Source organism: Streptomyces lancefieldiae (genome assembly GCF_031845825.1).
GTDB classification, from domain to species: domain Bacteria; phylum Actinomycetota; class Actinomycetes; order Streptomycetales; family Streptomycetaceae; genus Streptomyces; species Streptomyces lancefieldiae.
In genome coordinates, this window is the sequence record NZ_JAVRFH010000060.1 from 1 (window position 1) to 21,565 (window position 21,565).

4 protein-coding genes and 1 pseudogene are annotated in these 21,565 nt (G+C 73.1%); 3 read left to right on the forward strand and 2 right to left on the reverse strand.

Annotation, left to right across the window (positions count from 1 at the left end; all coding sequences use genetic code 11):
* Both RM812_RS35125 and RM812_RS35130 read right to left on the reverse strand, forming a co-directional pair.
* On the reverse strand, positions 1-112 hold a 112-nt coding region (locus RM812_RS35125), incomplete at its 3' end, for a biotin carboxylase N-terminal domain-containing protein (RefSeq protein ID WP_311582598.1).
* Positions 113-181: 69 nt separating this feature from the next.
* Positions 182-1,306 (reverse strand): sensor histidine kinase, encoded by a 1,125-nt coding sequence (locus RM812_RS35130; RefSeq protein WP_311582554.1) that lies wholly within the window; start codon positions 1,304-1,306, stop codon positions 182-184.
* Between the two features lie 240 nt (positions 1,307-1,546).
* Between RM812_RS35130 and RM812_RS35135 the strand changes: the two genes are divergently transcribed.
* The 3 genes and pseudogenes from RM812_RS35135 to RM812_RS35145 form a co-directional block, all read left to right on the forward strand.
* Positions 1,547-2,089, forward strand: coding sequence for a flavin reductase family protein (locus tag RM812_RS35135; RefSeq protein ID WP_311582557.1), 543 nt, complete (start codon positions 1,547-1,549; stop codon positions 2,087-2,089).
* Positions 2,090-2,228: 139 nt separating this feature from the next.
* Complete coding sequence (locus RM812_RS35140) at positions 2,229-15,929, forward strand: type I polyketide synthase (RefSeq protein ID WP_311582601.1); 13,701 nt, start codon at positions 2,229-2,231, stop codon at positions 15,927-15,929.
* Between the two features lie 191 nt (positions 15,930-16,120).
* Positions 16,121-21,532, forward strand: a pseudogene (locus tag RM812_RS35145) (beta-ketoacyl synthase N-terminal-like domain-containing protein); the annotation flags it as partial.
* Between the last annotated feature and the right edge of the window lie 33 nt (positions 21,533-21,565).

Below are 21,565 nucleotides of genomic sequence, written 5' to 3' on the forward strand. Positions count from 1 at the left end.
CGTCCCGGTCCGGGTCCGCGTAGACGGCCACGCTCGCGATCCCGGCGTCCCGGCAGGCCCGGGCCACGCGGACAGCGATTTCGCCACGGTTGGCGATGAGCACCTTGCGCACGATTGAGGCTCCCTCTCGAAGTGGATCAGCGATACGGACCGCCTGTCGGCCCGGTGGGGGCCACGGGGTTCAGCGCGGCAGGGGCAACCGCACGTCGACGCGGGTGCCGTCGCCCGGGGCGCTGGTGACCGTCAGCCGGCCGCCGAGGTCCTCCATCCGGTCGCGCATCGCGTCGAGCCCCACATGGCCCCTCACGCCGGGTGCGTGACCGGGGTCGAAGCCGGGGCCGTCATCCTGGACGGCGGCGTGGGCCCACCAGCGGGTGACGCGCACGCTGACCGTGACCGCGTGCCCGGGCGCGTGCCGCAGACTGTTCCGGAGTGCCTCACGCAGTACGAGGAAGATGCCGCGGCGTTGTGCTTGCGACAGCAGGCCCTCGTTGCCGGTCCATTTCACCGCGACCGGCGTGCTCGGCGGAAACTCCGTCGCCACGAACTCGTGCAGTGCGTCCCTCAGCCCCGGCACGACCAGGGCGCCGTGCAGGTCGTGCAGCACCTGCCGCACGCCGTGCTCCGCCTCGCCCAACGCCGTGTCCAGGGCTTCGAGGCCCATGGCGGGGGAACCGGCCTCCGACACGGCACCGTGGAGGTGACGGCGCGCCGCGCCGAGCGCCGCGCCCACGTGGTCATGCAGGTCGCGGGCGATCCTGCGCCGCACACTGCGGCAGCAGTCGGCGTCCTCCACACGGTCACGAGCCGCCGGGCTGCGCAGCCGGTCACCCAGCATCCGAACGGTGCCGGCCGCCTGGGCGGCACCGTCACCTCCGCCGACGAACGCGAAGTCCGGAGCTTCGAGGAGCTCCAGACAGACGCACTCCATGAGCAGTCCACACGCGACGGCCTGCTGGTAGGGCGTCACCCCGGCGTCCCGCAGGGACCGCTCACCGCCGTCACGCGCGCCCAGAAGACTGTCCCGAGCGTACGCGAGGAGGGCGTCACGGGCCGCTTCGTCCGCCCTCGGGCCAAGGGCAGCGGCCAAGGCCGTCCCGAAGCGCCGCAGAATCCACCCCGCGCGGGCGGGCACCGACCACTTGGCGACGCCGATCGACAGGAACCGCGTTCTCGGCCCGGGACCGGCCACACGCCGGGTGGCCGCCCGGGCAAGACCCTCCTGCAGCGCCTCCGCCAGGCAGCGGGGCATATCGGCGGCATCCCCGGCCGGGGAATTCATGGTGCGCTCGTGTGAACTGACCATGCCTGGAAGCTATACGACACCTTGTGCCGGGCGATCACCGTCCGGAAATTCTTCGGTACGGCCACGTGAGATGCTCCGATTACCGGATCGTGGCGCTCCCTTCCCGGCGTCCGAAAGTGGCTGTGTCGTCGGCCACATCTGGTATGCGGGGCCTCTGAGCAGCCAATTACTCGACAGTTCCAGACGTTCCATTCAGGTCCCGTATGTTCCGGGAGCAATGGATTACGCGAAGGACGTGACATGGACTCTGTGACCACGGAAGTCGGAGCCGACCGAGGCCCGACCGCCGTCGCCGACCCGGCCGCGCTGCGTGAGGTCATGGCGCGGTTCGCCACGGGTGTCACCGTGCTGTCCACCGGCGGTGAACACATCCACGGGATGACCGCGAACGCGTTCACCTCCGTCTCCCTCGATCCACCGGCGGTGCTGTGCTGCGTCGGCCGGAGCGCGGTGATGCACGAGGCCATCACCGCCGCAGGTCACTTCGGTGTCTCCATCATGGAGGCCACCCAGGAAGATGTGGTGCGGTTCTTTGCGGACAAACACCGGCCGCTTGGCCCGGAGCAGTTCAGCCGGATCGACTGGACGCCCGGACGGCACACCGGCGCCCCCCTGCTGACCGGCGCACTGGCCTGGCTGGAGTGCGATCTGTCGACCGCGTACAGCTTCGGCGACCACTCGATCTTCGTCGGCCAGGTCGTCGAGGCACGGCGCGGCAGCGGCCACGACGGCCTGCTGTTCTTCGACGGCACGTTCCAGCGGGCTGTCGCGCGCGGCGCGTGAAGGCAACTCGCGTACGGCGCCGGACGCGGCCGAGGACATTCACATTGTCAATCGATGTCAAGGGCCCGTCAATCGATGTTCAGAACTCGTGTTGTTTCGAGCAGTTGATAATTCGGCAAGGAAAGGGCAGCCGGGCGTGATGACGAGTAAGGGCAGTTCTGCGGAGAACCTGGGTCCGCACGCGGCGAAAGACGCCGTCGCAGTCGTCGGAATGTCCTGCCGACTGCCGATGGCGCCCGATCCCGCCGCTTTTTGGAACCTCCTTCGCAACGGCACGGATGCCGTCACCGACGTACCGTCCGACCGCTGGGAATCGGTGGAGGCGCCCGCGCAGGCAGGTGTGCGCAGGGGCGGGTTCCTGGAGAACGTCGGCGACTTCGATGCGGGGTTCTTCGGCATCTCGCCGCGTGAGGCGGCAGCCATGGACCCGCAGCAGCGGCTCGTCCTCGAACTCGCCTGGGAGGCTCTGGAGGACGCCGGGACCCTACCCTCCGACCTGCGCGGCACTCGTACCTCGGTGTTCGTGGGGACCATCCGCTCCGACTACGAGAGCCTCGTCGGTCAGTACGGCTCCTCAGCGATCACGCAGCACACGATGACCGGTGTCAATCGCGGCATCATCGCCAATCGCGTCTCGTACCACCTGGGCCTGCGCGGCCCGAGCCTCACCGTCGACACCGCCCAGTCCTCCTCGCTCGTCGCCGTGCACCTGGCCTGTGAGTCGCTGCGTACCGGCGAGTCGTCCATGGCCATCGCCGCCGGCGTCAATCTCAACATCCTCGGCGAGACCGCGGTCACCGAAGAGCGCTTCGGCGGCCTCTCCCCCGACGGAGTGCCGCGCACCTTCGACGCCGGTGCCAACGGGTTCGTACGGGGGGAGGGCGGCGGACTCGTCGTCCTCAAGCCCCTCGCCCGTGCCCTCGCCGACGGCGATCGCATTCACGGCCTGATCCGCGGCAGCGCGGTCAACAACGACGGCGCCACCCCGGGGCTCACCGTGCCCAGCGGCGAGGCGCAGCAGCAGGTGCTGCGCGAGGCGTACGCCAAGGCGGGCATCGATCCCTCCGAGGTCCAGTACGTCGAGCTGCACGGCACGGGTACGCCGGTGGGTGACCCCATCGAGGCGAACGCGCTCGGTGGGGTCCTCGGCTCGGCGCGCGACGCCTCGGGCCGGCTGCTGGTCGGCTCGGCGAAGACCAATGTCGGCCATCTGGAGGGTGCCGCCGGCATCACCGGCCTCATCAAGGCGCTGCTCAGCATCAGCCACCGGGAGATCCCGGCAAGCCTCCACTTCCGGTCCCCCAACCCGGCCATCGATCTGGAGGCCCTGGGGCTGGCCGTCGTCGACCGGCTGACTCCCTGGCCCCGTCCGGAGCGCCGGCTCGTGGCCGGAGTCAGCTCGTTCGGTATCGGCGGCACCAACTGCCACGTGGTGCTTTCGGAAGGGCCGTCGACGGACTCCGTCCCGGATTCCGCGGCCACGCCGTCCGGAAACGGGGCCGGTGTGGTGCCGTGGCTGGTCTCCGGCCGGGGTGTCGGCGCACTGCGCGCACAGGCCGCCAAGCTTCTGGACTTCCTGTCCGCCGAATCCGCGACGTCGGATCCCATCGATGTGGGCCATGCGCTGCTGACCACCCGCACCGCCTTCTCCGACCGCGCCGTGGTGCTCGGCGAGGACCGCACGGCCCTGCTCGCCGGCCTGGGCGCGGTCAGCCGGGGCGAACCCGCTCCAGGGGTGGTCACCGGTTCCGTGCAGGAGGGCCGGACCGCCTTCCTGTTCACCGGGCAGGGCGCCCAACGCATCGGCATGGGAAGGGAGTTGTACGAGGCCTTCCCCGTCTTCGCCCAGGCCTTCGACACCGTCCTCGACCACATCGACCTCCCCCTGCGCGAAGTCGTCTGGGGCGACGACACCGAGCGGATCAACCGCACCGAATTCGCCCAGCCCGCCCTGTTCGCCGTCGAGGTCGCCCTCTACCGCCTCGTCGAGTCCTGGGGCGTCACACCCGACTACCTCGCCGGACACTCCATCGGCGAACTCGCCGCGGCCCACGTCGCCGGAGTCCTCACCCTCGCCGACGCGGCCACCCTGGTCACCGCACGCGGCCGGCTCATGCAGGCCCTGCCCGAGGGCGGCGCCATGATCGCCCTGCAGGCCACCGAGGAGGAGGTCCTCCCGCACCTCACCGGCCAGGTCACCGTCGCCGCCGTCAACGGGCCCGAATCCCTGGTCGTGTCCGGCGACGAGACCGAGGCCCTCGCCGTCAAGGCCCACTTCGACGACCTGGGCCGCAAGACCACCCGCCTCAGGGTCTCCCACGCCTTCCACTCCCCCCTCATGGAACCCATGCTCGACCAGTTCCGTGAGACGGCCCGTTCCCTGACGTACCAGGCGCCCCGTATCCCGGTGATCTCCAACGTCACCGGTGGGCCCGCCACCGAACTCACCGACCCCGAGTACTGGGTGCGCCACATCCGCGAGGCCGTCCGCTTCGCCGACACCATCCGGCATCTCGACGCCCAGGGCGTCACCACCTACGTCGAGATCGGCCCCGACGCCGTCCTCGCCGCGCTCGTCGGCGCGTCGGCGCGGGGAGAGGACGTGCTGGCCGTCCCGGTGCTGCGCGCGGGGCGCGACGAGCGGCGGGCGATGCTGACCGCCCTCGCCACGGCCCATGTGCGCGGCATCGAGGTGGACTGGTCGGCTGCCTACGCCGGGCACGGCGGCGGACACACCGCACTGCCCACGTACGCCTTCCAGCGCAGCCATCACTGGATCGGCGGCCGTCCCGTCGAACGGACGGCGCCCTCGGCCCCGGCCCGGTCCGCGGAGGCGGCCCCGGTGCCGCGCGGTGAGCTGGGCGCACGGCTCGCGGGACTGTCGGAAGGTGACCGGGAGCGAGCCGTCACGGACCTGGTGACCGGGCGGATCGCCGCGGTCCTGGAGTACTCCCCGGACCAGCGGGTCGACCTCCGGCTGCCGTTCAAGGAACTGGGATTCGACTCGCTGATGTCGGTGGAGCTGCGCAACCAGCTCGGCGCCGCGACCGGCCTCGCCCTGCCCGGCGGACTGCTCTTCGACCACCCGACGCCCGCCGCGGTCATCGCCCACCTGGGTGCCGAGCTGACCGGCACGGCGGACGCCGACGCCGACGTGTTCGTGCCCCAGGCCGTGCATGCCGACGAGCCGATCGCCATCGTGGGTATGGCCTGCCGCTATCCCGGCGGAGTCACGTCGCCCGAAGAGCTGTGGCGACTGGTCGCGGAGGAGCGCGATGCGATCTCCGGCTTTCCGCAGGACCGCGGGTGGGAGGCGGACCTCTACGACAAGGACCCCGAGCGCAACGGCAAGAGCTCGGTGCGCGAGGGCGGGTTCCTGCACGGGGCGGGCGAGTTCGACGCCGCCTTCTTCGGGATCTCCCCGCGCGAGGCACTCTCCATGGACCCGCAGCAGCGGCTCCTGCTGGAGACCGCGTGGGAGGCGGTCGAGCGGGCGGGCCTCGATCCGCGCAGCCTCGCGGGCAGCCGCACCGGCATCTTCGTCGGCGCCACGGCACTGGACTACGGCCCGCGTCTGCACGAGGCCCCGCCGAGCGTCGAGGGCCACCTGCTCACCGGCTCCACCAGCAGCGTCATGTCCGGCCGGATCGCCTACCAGCTGGGACTGCTCGGCCCCGCGGTGACCGTGGACACGGCCTGCTCCTCGTCCCTGGTGGCACTCCACATGGCCATACGCTCGCTGCGTCAGGGAGAGACGACGATGGCCCTGGCCGGCGGCGTCACCGTCATGTCGTCGCCCGGAATGTTCGTGGAGTTCTCCCGGCAACGCGGGCTCGCCCCCGACGGCCGCAGCAAGTCCTTCTCCGCCGACGCCGACGGCACGTCCTGGTCGGAGGGCGTCGGCCTGCTCCTGGTGGAGAAGCTCTCGGACGCCCGCCGCAACGGACACCGGGTCCTCGCCGTGATCCGCGGTTCCGCCGTCAACCAGGACGGCGCCTCCAACGGCCTCACCGCACCCAACGGCCCCGCCCAGGAACGCGTCATCCGCCAGGCCCTCACCGACGCCGGACTCACCCCCGCCGACATCGACGCCGTCGAAGCACACGGCACCGGCACCAGACTCGGCGACCCCATCGAAGCCCAGGCCCTCCTCACCACCTACGGCAGGCGCTCCGAGGGCGGGCAGCCGGTCTTCCTCGGCTCGCTCAAGTCCAACATCGGACACGCACAGGCCGCGGCGGGAGTCGGCGGTGTCATCAAGATGGTCCAGGCGATGCGCCACGGCACACTGCCCCGGACCCTGCACATCAGCGAACCGACGCCGCACGTCGACTGGACGTCGGGCACCCTCGAGCTCCTCACCGAGGCCCGGCCCTGGCCCTCCGCCGAGGGCCGCCCCCATCGGGCCGCCATCTCGTCCTTCGGCATCAGCGGCACCAACGCGCACGTGGTGATCGAGCAGGCCGAGCCCACCCCCCAGGCACCCAGGCCCGCCGCCGGCGCCCGCCAGGTCCGGCCGCTGTGGATGCTGTCCGCCCGGGACGAGACCGCGCTGCGCGCCCAGGCCGCCCGGCTGCTGTCGCACCTGACCGACCGTCCGGAGCCGAGCCCCGCCGACATCGGCCTCTCCCTCGCCGCCACCCGCACCGCCTGGGAACGGCGCGCGGCGATCACCGGGGCCGACACCGAAGAGCTGCTCGCCGGGCTCGGCGCACTCAGCCGGGGCGAAACCGCCCCGGGAGTGATCACCGGCTCCGCCCAGGAGGGCCGCACGGCGTTCCTGTTCACCGGGCAGGGCTCCCAGCGACTGGGCATGGGTCGGGAGCTGTACGCCGCCTTCCCCGCCTTCGCGCAGGCCTTCGACGCCGTACTGGCGGAGATCGGCGAAGAGCTCCGGGACGTGGTCTGGGGCGAGGACTCCGAGCGGATCAACCGCACCGAACACACCCAGCCCGCCCTCTTCGCCATCGAGGTGGCGCTCTACCGCCTGGTGGAGTCCTGGGGCCTGCGGCCCGACTTCCTGGCCGGGCACTCCATCGGTGAGACAGCCGCGGCCCACGTCGCCGGGGTCCTGTCGCTCTCCGACGCCGCCCGGCTGGTGACCGCACGCGGCCGGCTCATGCAGGCCCTGCCCGAGGGCGGCGCGATGGTGGCGATCCAGGCCACCGAGGAGGAGGTCCTGCCGCACCTCACCGACCAGGTCGCCATCGCCGCGATCAACGGGCCCGAGGCCGTGGTGATCTCCGGTGACGAGGACCAGGCGCTCGCCGTCAAGGCCCACTTCGAGGGCGAGGGACGCAAGACGACCCGGCTGAAGGTCTCGCACGCCTTCCACTCGCCGCTCATGGAGCCGATGCTCGACGAGTTCCGCGCGGTGGCCGCGTCCCTGACCTACCACGAGCCCCGGATCCCGGTGATCTCCAACGTCACCGGTGAGCCCGCCACCGAACTCACCGACCCCGGGTACTGGGTACGCCATGTCCGGGAGGCCGTCCGCTTCGCCGACGGCATCCGCCGGCTGGAGGCCGAGGGCGTCACCACGTACCTGGAACTCGGCCCCGACGCCGTCCTCACGGCCATGGGTCAGCAGACCGCCGGCGACGCCGTCTTCGTACCGCTGCTGCGCCGCGGCAGGGACGAGGTGCCGGAGGCCGTCGCCGCGCTCGCGCGGACCGCGGTGCGCGGCCCGGCGGTCGACTGGGAGGCGTACTACCAGGGCACGGGCGCCCGGCACGTCGAACTGCCGACGTACGCGTTCCAGCGCGAGCACTACTGGCTCCTGCCGCAGCCCCGCACCGATGCCCGCAGTCTCGGCGTGGACCCGGCGGAGCACCCACTGCTCGCGACGTCGGTGCCGCTCGCGGACCGCGACGAGCTGGTGTTCACCAGCAGGCTGTCCCTGAGCAGCCATCCATGGCTGGCCGATCACAGCATCAGCGGCACGGTCCTCGTCCCCGCGACCGCCTTCCTCGAACTCGCGGTGGCCGCCGGGGACCAGGCGGGCGCGGGACGGGTCGCCGAGCTCACCCTGGAGGCACCGCTGGTGCTGCCCGAGGGGCAGGCGGTGCGGCTGCAGCTCGTGGTGGCCGCGCCGGACGCCTCGGGGCTCCGCCCGTTCAGCGTGCATTCCCGGCCCGAGGGCGACGACAGCGAGGCCCTGCCGTGGACTCGGCATGCCTCCGGTGCCCTGGACACGAGCGCCGCCACCGGCGGACTGCCGGAGCAACCGCCGGCGCAGTGGCCGCCCACGGAGGCGGACGCCACCCCTCTGGACGACGTGTACGAGCGACTCGCGGGCCTCGGATACGAGTACGGCCCCGCGTTCCAGGGTCTGCGCGGTCTGTGGCGGGCCGGGGACCGGACGTACGCCGAGGTCGCGCTGCCCGCCGAACTGCACGAGGACGCCGCCCGGTTCGGGCTGCACCCGGCGCTGTTGGACGCCGCACTGCACCCGGTCGTCCTCGCGGCCGCCGACAGCGGCCGGCCCGAGGAGATCCGGCTGCCGTTCGCCTGGAGCGGTGGAGTGCTGCGTGCCTCCGGGGCGACATCCCTGCGGGTCGTGATCACCGAAGCGGGTACCGACGCGGTGCGGCTCGACCTGTTCGACGGGACGGGGGAGCCGGTCGCCGTGGTCGAGTCGCTGACGCTGCGGCCGGTCGCCAAGGACCGTGTCGCGCCGCGGGCGCAAGGCCCGGGCGACGCCCTGTTCCACGTCGAGTGGCCCGTCGTGGCTCCTGGGGACCGCTCCGCGCTCCGGATGCTCGAGCAGACGGACGAGGACGACCTGCCGGGAGCGTTCGACGCGGACGTCCTGCTCGTACGGGTCGCACGGCTCGGCAGCGAGGACACGGCATCGTCCTCGCACCGGAGCCTGCGAAGGGTCCTCGCGCTCACTCAGCAGTGGCTGGCCGACGAGCGGTTCGACGGTTCCCGGCTGGTCTTCGTCACCGGCGACTCCGTCGGGGTACTGCCCGACGACGAGGTCCGCGGTCTGGCGGGGGCACCGGTGTGGGGCCTCGTGCGGTCCGTCCAGTCCGAGCACCCCGACCGTGTGGCGATCATCGACGTCGACGGCACCCCGCAGGCCGAGGAGCTGGTCGCCGCCGCCGTCGCCACGGGCGAGCCGCAGGTCGCGGTACGCGGTGCGGAGCTGCGGGTGCCGCGCCTGGTGCGCGCGGCCATCGACCCCTCGGCCCGGGCACCGGAACCCGACCCGGACGGCACCGTCCTCGTGACCGGCGGCACCGGCGGTCTCGGCGGTCTGTTCGCCCGGCACCTGGTGGCCGAGTACGGCGTACGGAAACTGCTGCTGACCAGCCGGCGCGGCCCCGAGGCCCCGGGGGCCGACGCGCTGGCGGCGGAGCTCACCCGATCGGGGGCTCACGTCACCATCGCCGCTTGCGACGTGAGCGACCGGGCGTCCCTGGAGGCCGCCCTGCAGGGGCACACCCTCACCGGCGTGGTGCACACCGCGGGCGTCCTCGACGACGCGACCGTGCACGCGATGACCGACGAACAGCTGACGGCCGTGCTGCGGCCGAAGGCGGACGCCGCCCGGCATCTGCACGAGCTGACCGCGGACCAGCCGCTCTCCTTCTTCGTCCTGTTCTCGTCCGTGTCCGGCATCACCGGCACCGCGGGGCAGGCCAACTACGCGGCGGCCAACACGTATCTCGACGCACTCGCCGCGCATCGCCGCGCCCGCGGCCTGGCCGCCACCTCCGTGGCCTGGGGGCTGTGGGACGGCACCCACGGCATGGGCGCGGACCTGGGCGAAGCCGACCTGGCGCGCTGGACCCGGGCCGGCATCACGCCGCTCACGCCGGAGACCGGGCTCGCCCTGTTCGACGCGGCCGTCGTCGAGGGCGGCAGGGCGCTCGCCGTGCCGGCCAAGCTCGACCTGGGCCGTATGCGCGTGGCCGGTGAACTTCCCGCGGCGCCGCTGCGGGGGCTGGTGCGCGGCCGCCGGTCCGCCGCCAAGGCCGCGCCGACGGGGACCTCGGACGCCAGTGCCTGGGCCGGGCAGATCGCCGCGATGCCCAACTGCGAGGGCCTGGGCGCCGTCATGGAACTGGTCCGGACCGTCGTGGCCGGGGTGCTCGGACACACCGGCGCGGACCGGATCGAGCCGGAGCGGGCCTTCAAGGACATCGGCTTCGACTCGCTCGCCGGGGTGGAGCTGCGCAACCGCCTGATCGCGGCGACCGGGCTCCGGCTGCCGGCCACCCTGGTGTTCGACCACCCCTCGCCGTCGGCCCTCGCCGCGTATCTCCACGGCAAGGTGGTGGACGGCGCCAAGCCCGCCGTGGCCGCCGCACCGGTGCGGCGCGGTGCCACGGACGAGCCGATCGCGATCATCGGCATGGCCTGCCGCTTCCCGGGCGGGGTGCGCTCTCCCGGGGATCTGTGGCGCCTGGTCGCCGAAGGCACGGACGCGATCAGTGAGTTTCCCGTCAACCGGGGCTGGGACCTGGACGGCCTGTACGACCCGGACCCGGAGCACACGGGCACCTCGTACACCCGGCACGGCGGCTTCCTGCACGAGGCCGACCTGTTCGACCCGGCGTTCTTCGGGATGTCGCCGCGCGAGGCCACCGCCACGGACCCGCAGCAGCGGCTGCTGCTCGAGGTGGCCTGGGAGACGTTCGAGAGCGCCGGAATCGACCCGGCGTCGGTGCGCGGGTCCCGGACCGGTGTGTTCGCCGGCGCCATGTACGACGACTACGCATCGCGGCTGGCCAGGAGTCCGGAGGAGTTCGAGGGCTTCCTGCTCGCGGGCAACCTCTCCAGCGTCGTCTCCGGCCGCCTGGCCTACCAGTACGGTCTGGAGGGCCCCGCCATCACCGTGGACACGGCCTGCTCGTCGTCGCTCGTCGCGCTGCACCTGGCCGCGAACGCCCTGCGGCAGGGCGAGTGCGAACTCGCCCTGGCCGGCGGTGTGACGGTGATGTCCGGGCCCAACACGTTCGTGGAGTTCTCACGGCAGCGCGGCCTCTCCGCCGACGGCAGGTGCCGTTCGTTCGCCGCCGAGGCCTCCGGCACCGGCTGGGCCGAGGGCGTGGGCCTGCTGCTCGTGGAACGGCTGTCCGACGCCCGCCGCAACGGGCACGAGGTCCTGGCGGTCGTACGAGGCACCGCCGTCAACCAGGACGGTGCGAGCAACGGTCTGACCGCCCCCAACGGGCCCTCGCAGGCTCGGGTGATCCAGGAAGCCCTGGCCGCCGCCGGGCTCGGCCCCGACGAGGTGGACGCCGTCGAGGCGCACGGCACCGGCACCGGTCTGGGTGACCCCATCGAGGCACAGGCGCTGCTCGAGACCTACGGTCAGGACCGGCCCGCGGACCGCCCGCTGTACCTCGGCTCGCTGAAGTCCAACATCGGGCACGCACAGGCCGCCGCCGGAGTCGGCGGTGTCATCAAGATGATCGAGGCCATGCGCCACGGGGTGCTGCCGCGCACGCTGCACGCGGAGAACCCGTCGCCCCACATCGACTGGGACTCCGGCGCGGTCGAACTGCTCACGGAAGAACGGCCGTGGCCGCGGACGGGACGTCCGGTACGCGCCGGTGTCTCCTCGTTCGGCATCAGCGGCACCAACGCTCACGTCCTGCTCGAACAGGCACCGGCAGAACCCGCGCCGCCCGCGGACGAGGCGGCAGGCGAGGTCGACGGCGCACTGCCGCTGCTCCTGTCGGCCAAGGACGAGGGCGCGCTGCGGGCACAGGCACGGCGACTCCACGACCACCTCGCCGAACGGCCCGGACTGCGCCCCGTGGACGTCGGCTTCTCCCTCGCCACGCTGCGGGCCCGACTGGACCGGCGCGCCGCCGTCGTCGGCACGAGCCGCGACGAACTGCTCTCCGGCCTCAGGGCCCTCGCCGAGGGCGGTCAGTCGCCGTCCGTGGTCCGGGCGGGCACGGGGCGACGCGGCAAGACCGCTTTCCTGTTCACCGGTCAGGGCAGTCAGCGCCTGGGCATGGGGCAGGAGCTGTACGCGTCCGACCCCGTGTTCGCCGCGGCTCTGGACGAGGTGTGCACGCATCTCGACCAGGAGTTGACGTACCCGCTCAAGAACGTGCTGTTCGCCCGGCCCGGCTCCGCGGACGCGGCGCTGATCGACCAGACGGTGTTCACGCAGGCCGCACTGTTCGCGGTGGAGACCGCGCTGTTCCGGCTCGCCCTGCACCACGGTCTCTCCCCCGACTTCCTCATGGGCCACTCCATCGGTGAGATCACCGCCGCGCACGCGTCCGGGGTCCTCGACCTTCCGGACGCCTGCACCCTGGTGGCCGAGCGTGGTCGCCTCATGCAGGCGGCTCGCGAGGACGGTGCGATGGTGGCGCTGCAGGCCGGCGAGGAGGAGGTACGGGCCCACCTCGCGCAGTACGACCCGCGGAGCGTGGCCGTCGCGGGCGTCAACGGGCCACGGGCGACGGTGGTCTCGGGTGACGACGCCCTGGTCGACCGGATCGCCGCACACTGGCGCGACCAGGGCCGCAAGACCAAGCGGCTCCCGGTCAGCCACGCCTTCCACTCGCCGCACATGGAGGACGTCCTCGACGAGTTCCGCTCGGTGGCCGAGACGCTGACCTACCACGAGCCGCGCATTCCCGTCATGTCCAATGTGACGGGCGAGCTCGCCACGGCCGGGCAACTGGCCTCTCCCGACTACTGGGCGACGCACATCCGTGAGGCCGTGCGCTTCCACGACGGCATCCGCCGCCTGGAGGAGCAGGACGTCACCGAGTTCGTCGAGTTGGGCCCCGACGGCGTTCTGACGTCGATGGCGCAGGACTGCCTGTCCACGGACGCGGGGCTGCTCGTGCCGGTACTGCGGTCGGGGCGGCCGGAGGCCAGTACCTTCGCGAAGGCCGTGGCCCAGGCGGTACTGCGCGGCGCGGCTGCCGACTGGTCGCACCTGTACCCGGGTGCACGCCGTGAAGAGCTGCCCACGTACGCCTTCCAGCACCAGCGCTACTGGCTGGAGGGGCCGGTCACGACGGGCGACGCCGAGGGATTCGGTCTCGCCTCGGCCGGCCACCCCCTCCTCGGCGCCGCGGTGCGCACCGCCGACCGGGACGCGTACCTGCTCACCGGGCGGATCTCCCGGCGCAGCCACGGCTGGATCGCCGACCACGCGGTGCACGACACGGTGCTCGTGCCGGCGACCGGCCTGCTGGAACTGGTCCTGACGGCCGGTGAGCGAGTGGGCTGCGACCACGTGGTGGACCTCACGCTGTCCGCTCCGCTCGTGCTGCCCGAGCAGGGCAGTGTGCAGCTCCAGGTGGTCGTCGGCGAACCCGACGCCGCCGGCGGCCGGCCGGTCACCGTGTACGCGAGGCCGGACGACGACGGGGCAGGCCCGGACGAGCCCTGGACCGCGCACGCCGAAGGACTGGTCTCGGCGGACGCCGTGCCGGGCGTCGGCCTGACGTCGTGGCCGCCGGCGGGAGCCCAGGAGGTGGAACTCGACGGTGCCTACGACCGTCTCGACGCACTCGGCTACGGCTACGGCCCGGCGTTCCGGAACCTGCGGCGCCTGTGGAAGGGCGACGGCGAACTGTTCGCCGAAGTCACCCTCGACGACGAACTGCGGTCCGCGGCGGGCGGGTTCGGGCTGCACCCCGCGCTGCTGGACGCCGCTCTGCACCCGCTGCTGCCGGGCGTCGCGGAGCAGGACGGCACCTCGTGGCTGCCGTTCTCCTGGTCCGGCGCGAACCTGCACGCGACCGGCGCCACCACCCTGCGGGTGCGCCTGGGCACGACCAGTGCGGGTGACGGTTCCCTGCAGGCGGAGCTGACCGTCGCGGACGGTACCGGGGCACCGGTCGCGACCGTCGAGTCCCTGATGCTCCGGCCGTTGTCGAAGGAGGCGCTGCGCCAGGCCGGTACGGCCACGGCCCGTGACGGGCTGCTCCGGGTCGGCTGGACGGAGCTGCCGGCCGCCGCGGAGCCCGGTTCCGTCGCCGACTGGGCGGTGCTCGGCGGCCCCGGGGCGGGCCCTGGCCTCGGGGTCGACTCCGTGTACGCCGATCCGAAGGCCCTCGGCGACGGCCTGGACACGGGGCGCCCGGTGCCTCCCGTGGTGCTGCTGCCCGCGTTCGACGAGGGCGGGGACCACGGGGACGGCGGCGTCGCCCTCCCCGAGCGGGCTCGGCGCGCCGTTCGGCGGGCCCTGGAGACGACGCAGGCGTGGCTCGCCGACGAACGTGTCGCCGGATCGCGACTCGTGATCGTCACCCGGGGTGCCGTGGCGGTCGGTGCCGAGGACGTCACCGACCTGGCGCACGCGGGGGTGTGGGGCCTGATCAGGTCCGCGCAGGCGGAGAACCCGCACCGTCTCACGCTCGTCGACCTCGACCCTGCGTCCGGTGCCCCCGACGAGGGACTGGCCGCCGCGGTGGCCTGCGGCGAGGCGCAGGTGGCGGTGCGCGGCGGCACACTGTCCGTGCCGCGCCTGGCCCGCACCGGCCCTCCGAGCACCGGGGCGGACACGCCTCGCTGGGACACCGGCACCGTGGTGATCACCGGGGCCACCGGCACGCTCGGCACCGCGCTCGCCCGCCATCTGGTGACCGAACACGGCGCCCGCAGGCTGCTGCTGCTGAGCCGCCGCGGCCCGGCCGCCCCGGGAGCGGCCGAACTCCACGCGGAGCTGACCGGACTGGGGGCCGAGGTCGAGGTGGCCGCCTGCGACGTGACGGACCGCGCGTCCCTGGCCGAGGTCCTGTCCGGCGTCCCGCGGGAGCACCCGCTGACCGCCGTCGTGCACACCGCGGGCGTCCTGGCGGACACCACCTTCGGGCAGCTGAGCTCCGAGCAGCTGGAGACCGTCATGCGGCCCAAGGTGGACGCGGCCTGGCTGCTCCACTCACTGACCCGGGACGCGCCGTTGACCGCGTTCGTCCTGTACTCGTCGGTGGCCGGCCTGGTCGGGACCGCGGGACAGGCCAACTACGCGGCCGGCAACACCTTCCTGGACGCGCTCGCCGCCCACCGGCGTGCCCAGGGGCTGCCCGGCACCTCACTCGCCTGGGGGCTGTGGGGCGAGACCAGCACCATCTCCGGGGGCCTGGACCGGACGGATCTGCGGCGCCTGGCCCAGCTGGGGCTCCTCCCCCTCACCAATCGGGACGCGATGTCGCTGTTCGACATGGCGCCCGCCACCGGCGAAGCCGTGCTCGCGGTCAGCCGCCTCGACGCCGCGGCGCTCCGCGCCCGCGGCGAGGAACTACCGCCCGTGCTGCGGGCGCTGGCGCCCCCGGCCCGGCGCAGGGCGGCGACGAACACGGCAGCCGCCGGCGCGGCGCCCGGGGAGGAGCCGCTCGCCCGGCGCCTCGCGAGCCTCCCGGTGAGCGAGCGGGAGCGATTCCTGACCGAGTTGGTGCGCACCCAGGTGGCAGCCGTGCTCGGACACGACGACCCGGGCGGCATCGAACCCGACCGTGCCTTCCAGGAACTGGGCTTCGACTCCCTGACGGCGGTGGAGCTGCGCAACCAGCTGAACCGGGCGACCGGACTGCGGCTGCCGACCACGCTGGTCTTCGATCACCCGTCACCTCAGGCCCTGGCCGGGTACGTCCTCGGCGAACTGGCGGTCGAGGAGGCTTCGGCGGCCGACCCGGTCCTGGCGTCCCTCGACGGTCTGGAGACGGCGATCAGCTCGTCCTCGTCCGACGAGGAGGCACGCGGACGCATCGCGGCACGGCTGCGGGAACTGCTCGCCGCGGCCGAAGCCTCGGGGGGATCCAGCGGCGTGGCCGCGCCCGCCGCCGACGATGCGGACCTGGACTCGGCCAGCGACGAAGAGCTGTTCGCGCTGCTCGACGAAGCGGAGTGAGGCCCACGTGACCGCATCGACGCCCCCGCCCGGCACGCCGTGCCGGCCTGCCGCCCCACCTGGAACGCCGCAGTGGCCCGTCCGCGCCCCCGCGCGGGCCGGACGGCCGCGCACGTACACCGAACACACCGATCCCCGGGAGCTGAATTCACGTGGCTGACGAGGCGCAACTCCGCGACTACCTCAAGAAGGCCATCACCGACGCACGTGACGCGAAGCGCCGTCTTCGCGAGGTCGAGGACAGGGCTCGCGAGCCGATCGCCATCGTGTCCATGGCCTGCCGCTATCCGGGCGGTGTGAACTCGCCCGAGGACCTGTGGGACCTGGTCGTCAAGAGCACCGACGCCGTGTCCGGGTTCCCGGCGAACCGGGGCTGGGACCTGGAACGGCTCTACGACCCGGCACCGGAGCAGTCCGGTACGTCGTACGCCCGGGAGGGTGGCTTCCTGCACGACGCGGACCAGTTCGACCCGGAGCTCTTCGGCATGTCCCCGCGTGAGGCGCTCGCCGCCGATCCGCAGCAGCGGCTTCTGCTGGAAACCGCGTGGGAGGCCTTCGAGCGGGCCGGGATCGACCCGCAGTCGGTGAAGGGCAGCCGCACCGGCGTGTTCACCGGCGTCATGTACAACGACTACGGATCACGGCCGCACCTGCCGCCGGAGGGCTTCGAGGGCTACTTGTTCAGCGGGAGCGCGGGTTCCATCGCCTCCGGCCGGATCTCCTACACGTTCGGGCTGGAAGGACCGGCCGTGTCCGTGGACACCGCCTGTTCCTCGTCGCTGGTGGCCCTGCATCTCGCGGCCTCGGCGCTGCGCCGCGGCGAGTGCGACCTCGCGCTCGCCGGCGGTGCCACGGTGATGTCGACGCCCGTGGCGTTCATCGAGTTCTCCCGGCTGCGCGGGCTCGCGCCCGACGGCCGCAGCAAGTCCTTCTCCGCCGACGCCGATGGCACCGGCTGGGCCGAAGGTGTGGGCCTGCTGCTCGTGGAGCGGCTCTCGGACGCCCGCCGCAACGGACACCGGGTCCTCGCCGTGATCCGCGGCTCCGCCGTCAACCAGGACGGCGCCTCCAACGGCCTCACCGCACCCAACGGCCCCGCCCAGGAACGCGTCATCCGCCAGGCCCTCACCGACGCCGGACTCACCCCCGCCGACATCGACGCCGTCGAAGCACACGGCACCGGCACCAGACTCGGCGACCCCATCGAAGCCCAGGCCCTCCTCGCCACCTACGGCCGCAACCGCCCCGCCGACCGCCCCCTCCACCTCGGCTCGCTCAAGTCCAACATCGCGCACGCACAGGCCGCGGCGGGCGTCGGCGGGATCATCAAGATGGTCCAGGCGATGCGCCACGGCACACTGCCCCGGACCCTGCACGTCGACGAACCCACCCCGATGGTCGACTGGGACTCCGGAGCCGTCGAACTCCTCACCGAAGCCCGCCCCTGGACCACCAGGGAGGAGCAGCCGCGTCGCGCCGCGGTGTCCTCGTTCGGTTTCGGTGGAACCAACGCGCACGTGATCGTCGAGGAACACCGCTCCTCCCCGGCGGAGGAGGACGGCACGGACCAGCCCGTGGCCGAGGCAGAGCGGGCAGCCACGTTGCCGGGAGCGGTGCCGTGGCTCGTCTCCGGCAAGACGGTGGGTGCCCTGGGCGACCAGGCGGCGCGGTTGTACGCGTACGTCAAGGCGTCCGAGGAGCTCTCCTGCCCCGACGTGGGCTTCTCCCTGGCCACCGGCCGTGCCGCCCTGGACCACCGGGCGGCGATCACGGCGTCGAGCCGCGACGAACTGCTCGCCGGCCTGCGTGCGCTGTCCCAGGACACCCCGCACCCGACGCTGCTCCGCGGCACCCGGGGGAACGGGCGTACGGCCTTCCTCTTCACCGGGCAGGGGTCCCAACGCGTGGGCATGGGGAAGGAGCTGGCCGCCGCGTTCCCCGTGTTCGCCGATGCCCTCGGCGCTGTGGCAGCGGCACTCGACCCGCATCTGGACCGCCCGGTCCTGGACGTGATCGCCGACGGCGTCGGCCTGGACTCCACCGAATTCACCCAGCCCGCTCTCTTCGCCGTCGAGGTCGCCCTCTACCGCCTCGTCGAGTCCTGGGGCGTCGCACCCGACTACCTCGCCGGACACTCCATCGGCGAACTCGCCGCGGCCCACGTCGCCGGAGTCCTCACCCTCGCCGACGCGGCCACCCTGGTCACCGCACGCGGCCGGCTCATGCAGGCGGCGCGGCCGGGCGGCGCCATGATCGCCGTGCAGGCCGAGGAGGAACTCGTGGCGCCACTGCTCGCCGGGCGCGAGGCGGAGGTGGCCCTCGCCGCGGTCAACGCGCACCAGTCCCTGGTGATCTCCGGCGACCAGCACGCCGTGCACCACATCGCCGCCCGGCTCCAGGAGCAGGGGCACAAGACCCGGCAGCTCAAGGTCAGCCACGCCTTCCACTCTCCGCACATGGAGCCCGTACTGGCCGAGTTCCGGAAGGTGGCATCGGGGCTGACCTACCACGCGCCGCGCATCCCGGTCGTCTCCACCCTCACCGGCCTGACGGCCACGGGCGACGACCTGACCACTGCCGACTACTGGGTGCGCCATCTGCGCGGCACCGTCCGGTTCGCCGACGCCGTGAGCACCCTGGAGGCCGAGGGCGTCACCACCACCCTGGAACTCGGGCCCGACCCGGTCCTCACCGCTCTGGCCGCCGCCACCATGACGTGCGCGGTACCGTCGCTGCGCCGGGACCGTCCCGAGTCGTCGACCGTCACCTCCGCGATCGCCGCACTGCACACGCACGGCACGCCCGTCGACTGGCACGCCTACTACGCGTCCACCGGTGCCCGCCAGGTCCCGTTGCCGACCTACGCGTTCCAGCACCAGCGCTACTGGCTCGACATGCTGCCCGTCGAATCGGGCGCCCCGGGCCCGGGGACCGACCGGCACCCGTTGCTCGGCTTCCCCATCACGGTGGCCGGGACCGGGCAGACCGTGTTCATCAGTTCGGTGTCCCTGCGCACCCACCCGTGGCTCGCCGACCACCAGGTGCTGGGCCGCCCGGTGCTGCCGCCCGCCGCACTGGTGGAGCTGGCGGTGCGTGCCGGTGAGCTGACCGGCAGTCCCGTCGTCGGGGAGCTCGAGGCGCACACTCCGCTGGTGCTGCCCGAAGAGGGTTCCGTGCAGGTGCAGGTGCGCGTGGACGCACCGGACGCGGAAGGCCGGCGCCATATGGCCATCTCCGCCCGGCCGGACGTCCCCGAAGCCGCATGGACCCTTCTTGCCGAGGGCCACTACCCCGGCGACCACGCCGCTCCCCCCGCCTTCCGTGCGCCGGAGGCCGAGGCCGGCACGGGCACCGAGGCACACCTGCCGGCCGCTCTGCAGTCCGAGGCCCGCGCGTACGGCCTGCACCCCGCCCTGCTGGACGCGGCCCTGCCGGGGTTCACCCCCCGGCCCCCCGGCCGCGGTCCGTCCCGGCCGGACGAAGCGGAGCCGGGACCGAGCGTTCGGGCAGCCGTGCGCTGGTCGGGCATCCGGCTGCACTCGACCGGTGCCACCGCCGTCAAGGCCCAGGTCTCGTCGGCCGACGACGACACGGTGGCGCTCCGCCTGTCCGACGCGTCCGGCGGGCTGGTCGCCACCGTCGACGCGATCACCTACCAGGAGCTTCCCGTCGCGCGGTTCACCCCGGTGGGCGGCGCGTTCCAGGACGCGCTCCTGGAGCAGGTCTGGGTGTCGGCCGTGCTGCCCGACAGGCCCATGTCCCCCGCTCTCGCGGTGATCGCCCCGGGCACCACGGGCGAGGGCCACTTCGAGAACGTCGAAGCGGTCGCCCGGGCCATCGGCACCGGAAGGCCCACCGACGCCGTCCTGCTTCCCTGGCCCGCCACGCCCGGCGCCCCGGACGCCGCGGTACGCACCGCGACGACGCGAGCCGTCGAGGTGGTACGCGCGTGGCTGGCCGACGACCGGCTGGAGGGGACCCCGCTGGTCGTGGTGACCTCAGGTGCCGTCGCCACCGAGGCCACCGAGGACGTCACGGACCTCGCGGGCGCCGCCGTCTGGGGCCTGCTGCGGGGGGTCCAGTCCGAGGCACCCGACCGGTTCGTCATCGCCGACACCGACGTCGACCCCCTCGACGCCGCCGCGGCGCTCGCGACGGTGGTCGCCGGCGGCGAGCCACAGGCCGCGGTACGCGGCGGCTCCGTCCGGGTGCCGCGGCTCAAGCGCGTACCGGCCACCGCGTCGGGCGGACACACCCCGGACTGGGGTGACGGCACCGTACTGATCACGGACGGCACGGGCGCCCTGGGCTCCGACTTCGCCCGGCACCTGGCCGCCGAGCACGGGGCGGGGCGCCTGCTGCTGCTCTCCCCCAGCGGCGACCAGGCCGACGGCGCGGACGAGTTGGCGGCGGAGCTGCGTGAGCTGGGCGCAGAGGTGGCCTTCGCGGCCTGTGACGCCGGTGACCGCGAGGCGCTCGCCGCCGTACTCGCCGAGATCCCCGACGACCGGCCGCTGACCGCCGTCGTACACACGGCCGACGTCCTGGACAACGGCCTCGTCCGGAACCTCGCCACGGAACAGTTCGACACCGTGCTCCGGCCGAAGGCGGACGCGGCCTGGCACCTGCACGAGCTCACCCGCGAGAAGGACCTGTCGGCGTTCGTGCTGTTCTCCTCCGCGGCGAGCGTCCTCGGCGCGCCCGGTCAGGCCAACCACGCGGCGGCCGATGCGTTCCTCGACGCACTCGCCACCCACCGCCGCGCCCGGGGCCTCGCCGCCACTTCCATCGCCTGGGGTGTGTGGGAGCGGGGCGGAGCGGACGCGGGCCTGGACAAGAAGGACCTCGACCGCCTTGCTCTGGAAGGATTCGAACTTCTGGACCCGGCGGAGGGCAGAGCACTGTTCGACCGCGCCACGGCCGACGAGCGGGCGGCTCTGGTCGCCCTACCGGTGAATCTGGCCGCGGTGCGGGCCCAGGCCAGGGTGCCGGTGCTGCTGAGCACCCTGGCGGCCGGCGGCCGGCCGATCTCCCGTCCCACCGCGGGCGAGATCTCCACCCAGGACCAACTGGCGGACCGCCTGACCGAGATGACCGACCGCGAGCAGGAGCAGCTGATTCTCTCCCTGGTGCGCGCGGACGTGGCGGCCGTGCTCGGCCGCACGGACCCGGATGGCATCGACGCCGACCGCGCCTTCCAGGAAATGGGCTTCGACTCACTGACCGCCGTGGAGCTCCGGAACCGGCTCAGTGCCGTGACCGGCCTGCGACTGTCGCCGACGCTGGTCTTCGACCACCCCAGCCCCTCGGCCCTCACCACCTATCTGCGCGAACGGCTGACCCCTCAGGAGGCCGATTCCCAGCAGGTGGTCCTGGAGGTGCTCGACCAGCTGGAGGGACTCCTGCCCATGCTCGGCGACGATGCCTGGTCCACGACGGTGTCCTCGCGGCTGCGCGCCCTGATGGGTCGCATCGAGACCGCTGCGGCGGGCGAGGCGGGCGCCGAGGAGGACGACGTCGACGCGGCCGAAGCACTCGCCTCGGCGTCGGTGGACGAGATCTTCAGCTTCATCGACAACGAACTGGGCTCCGCCCGCCATTGATCCGCCCCTTCCTCGTCCAAGGAGAGTCAGGAA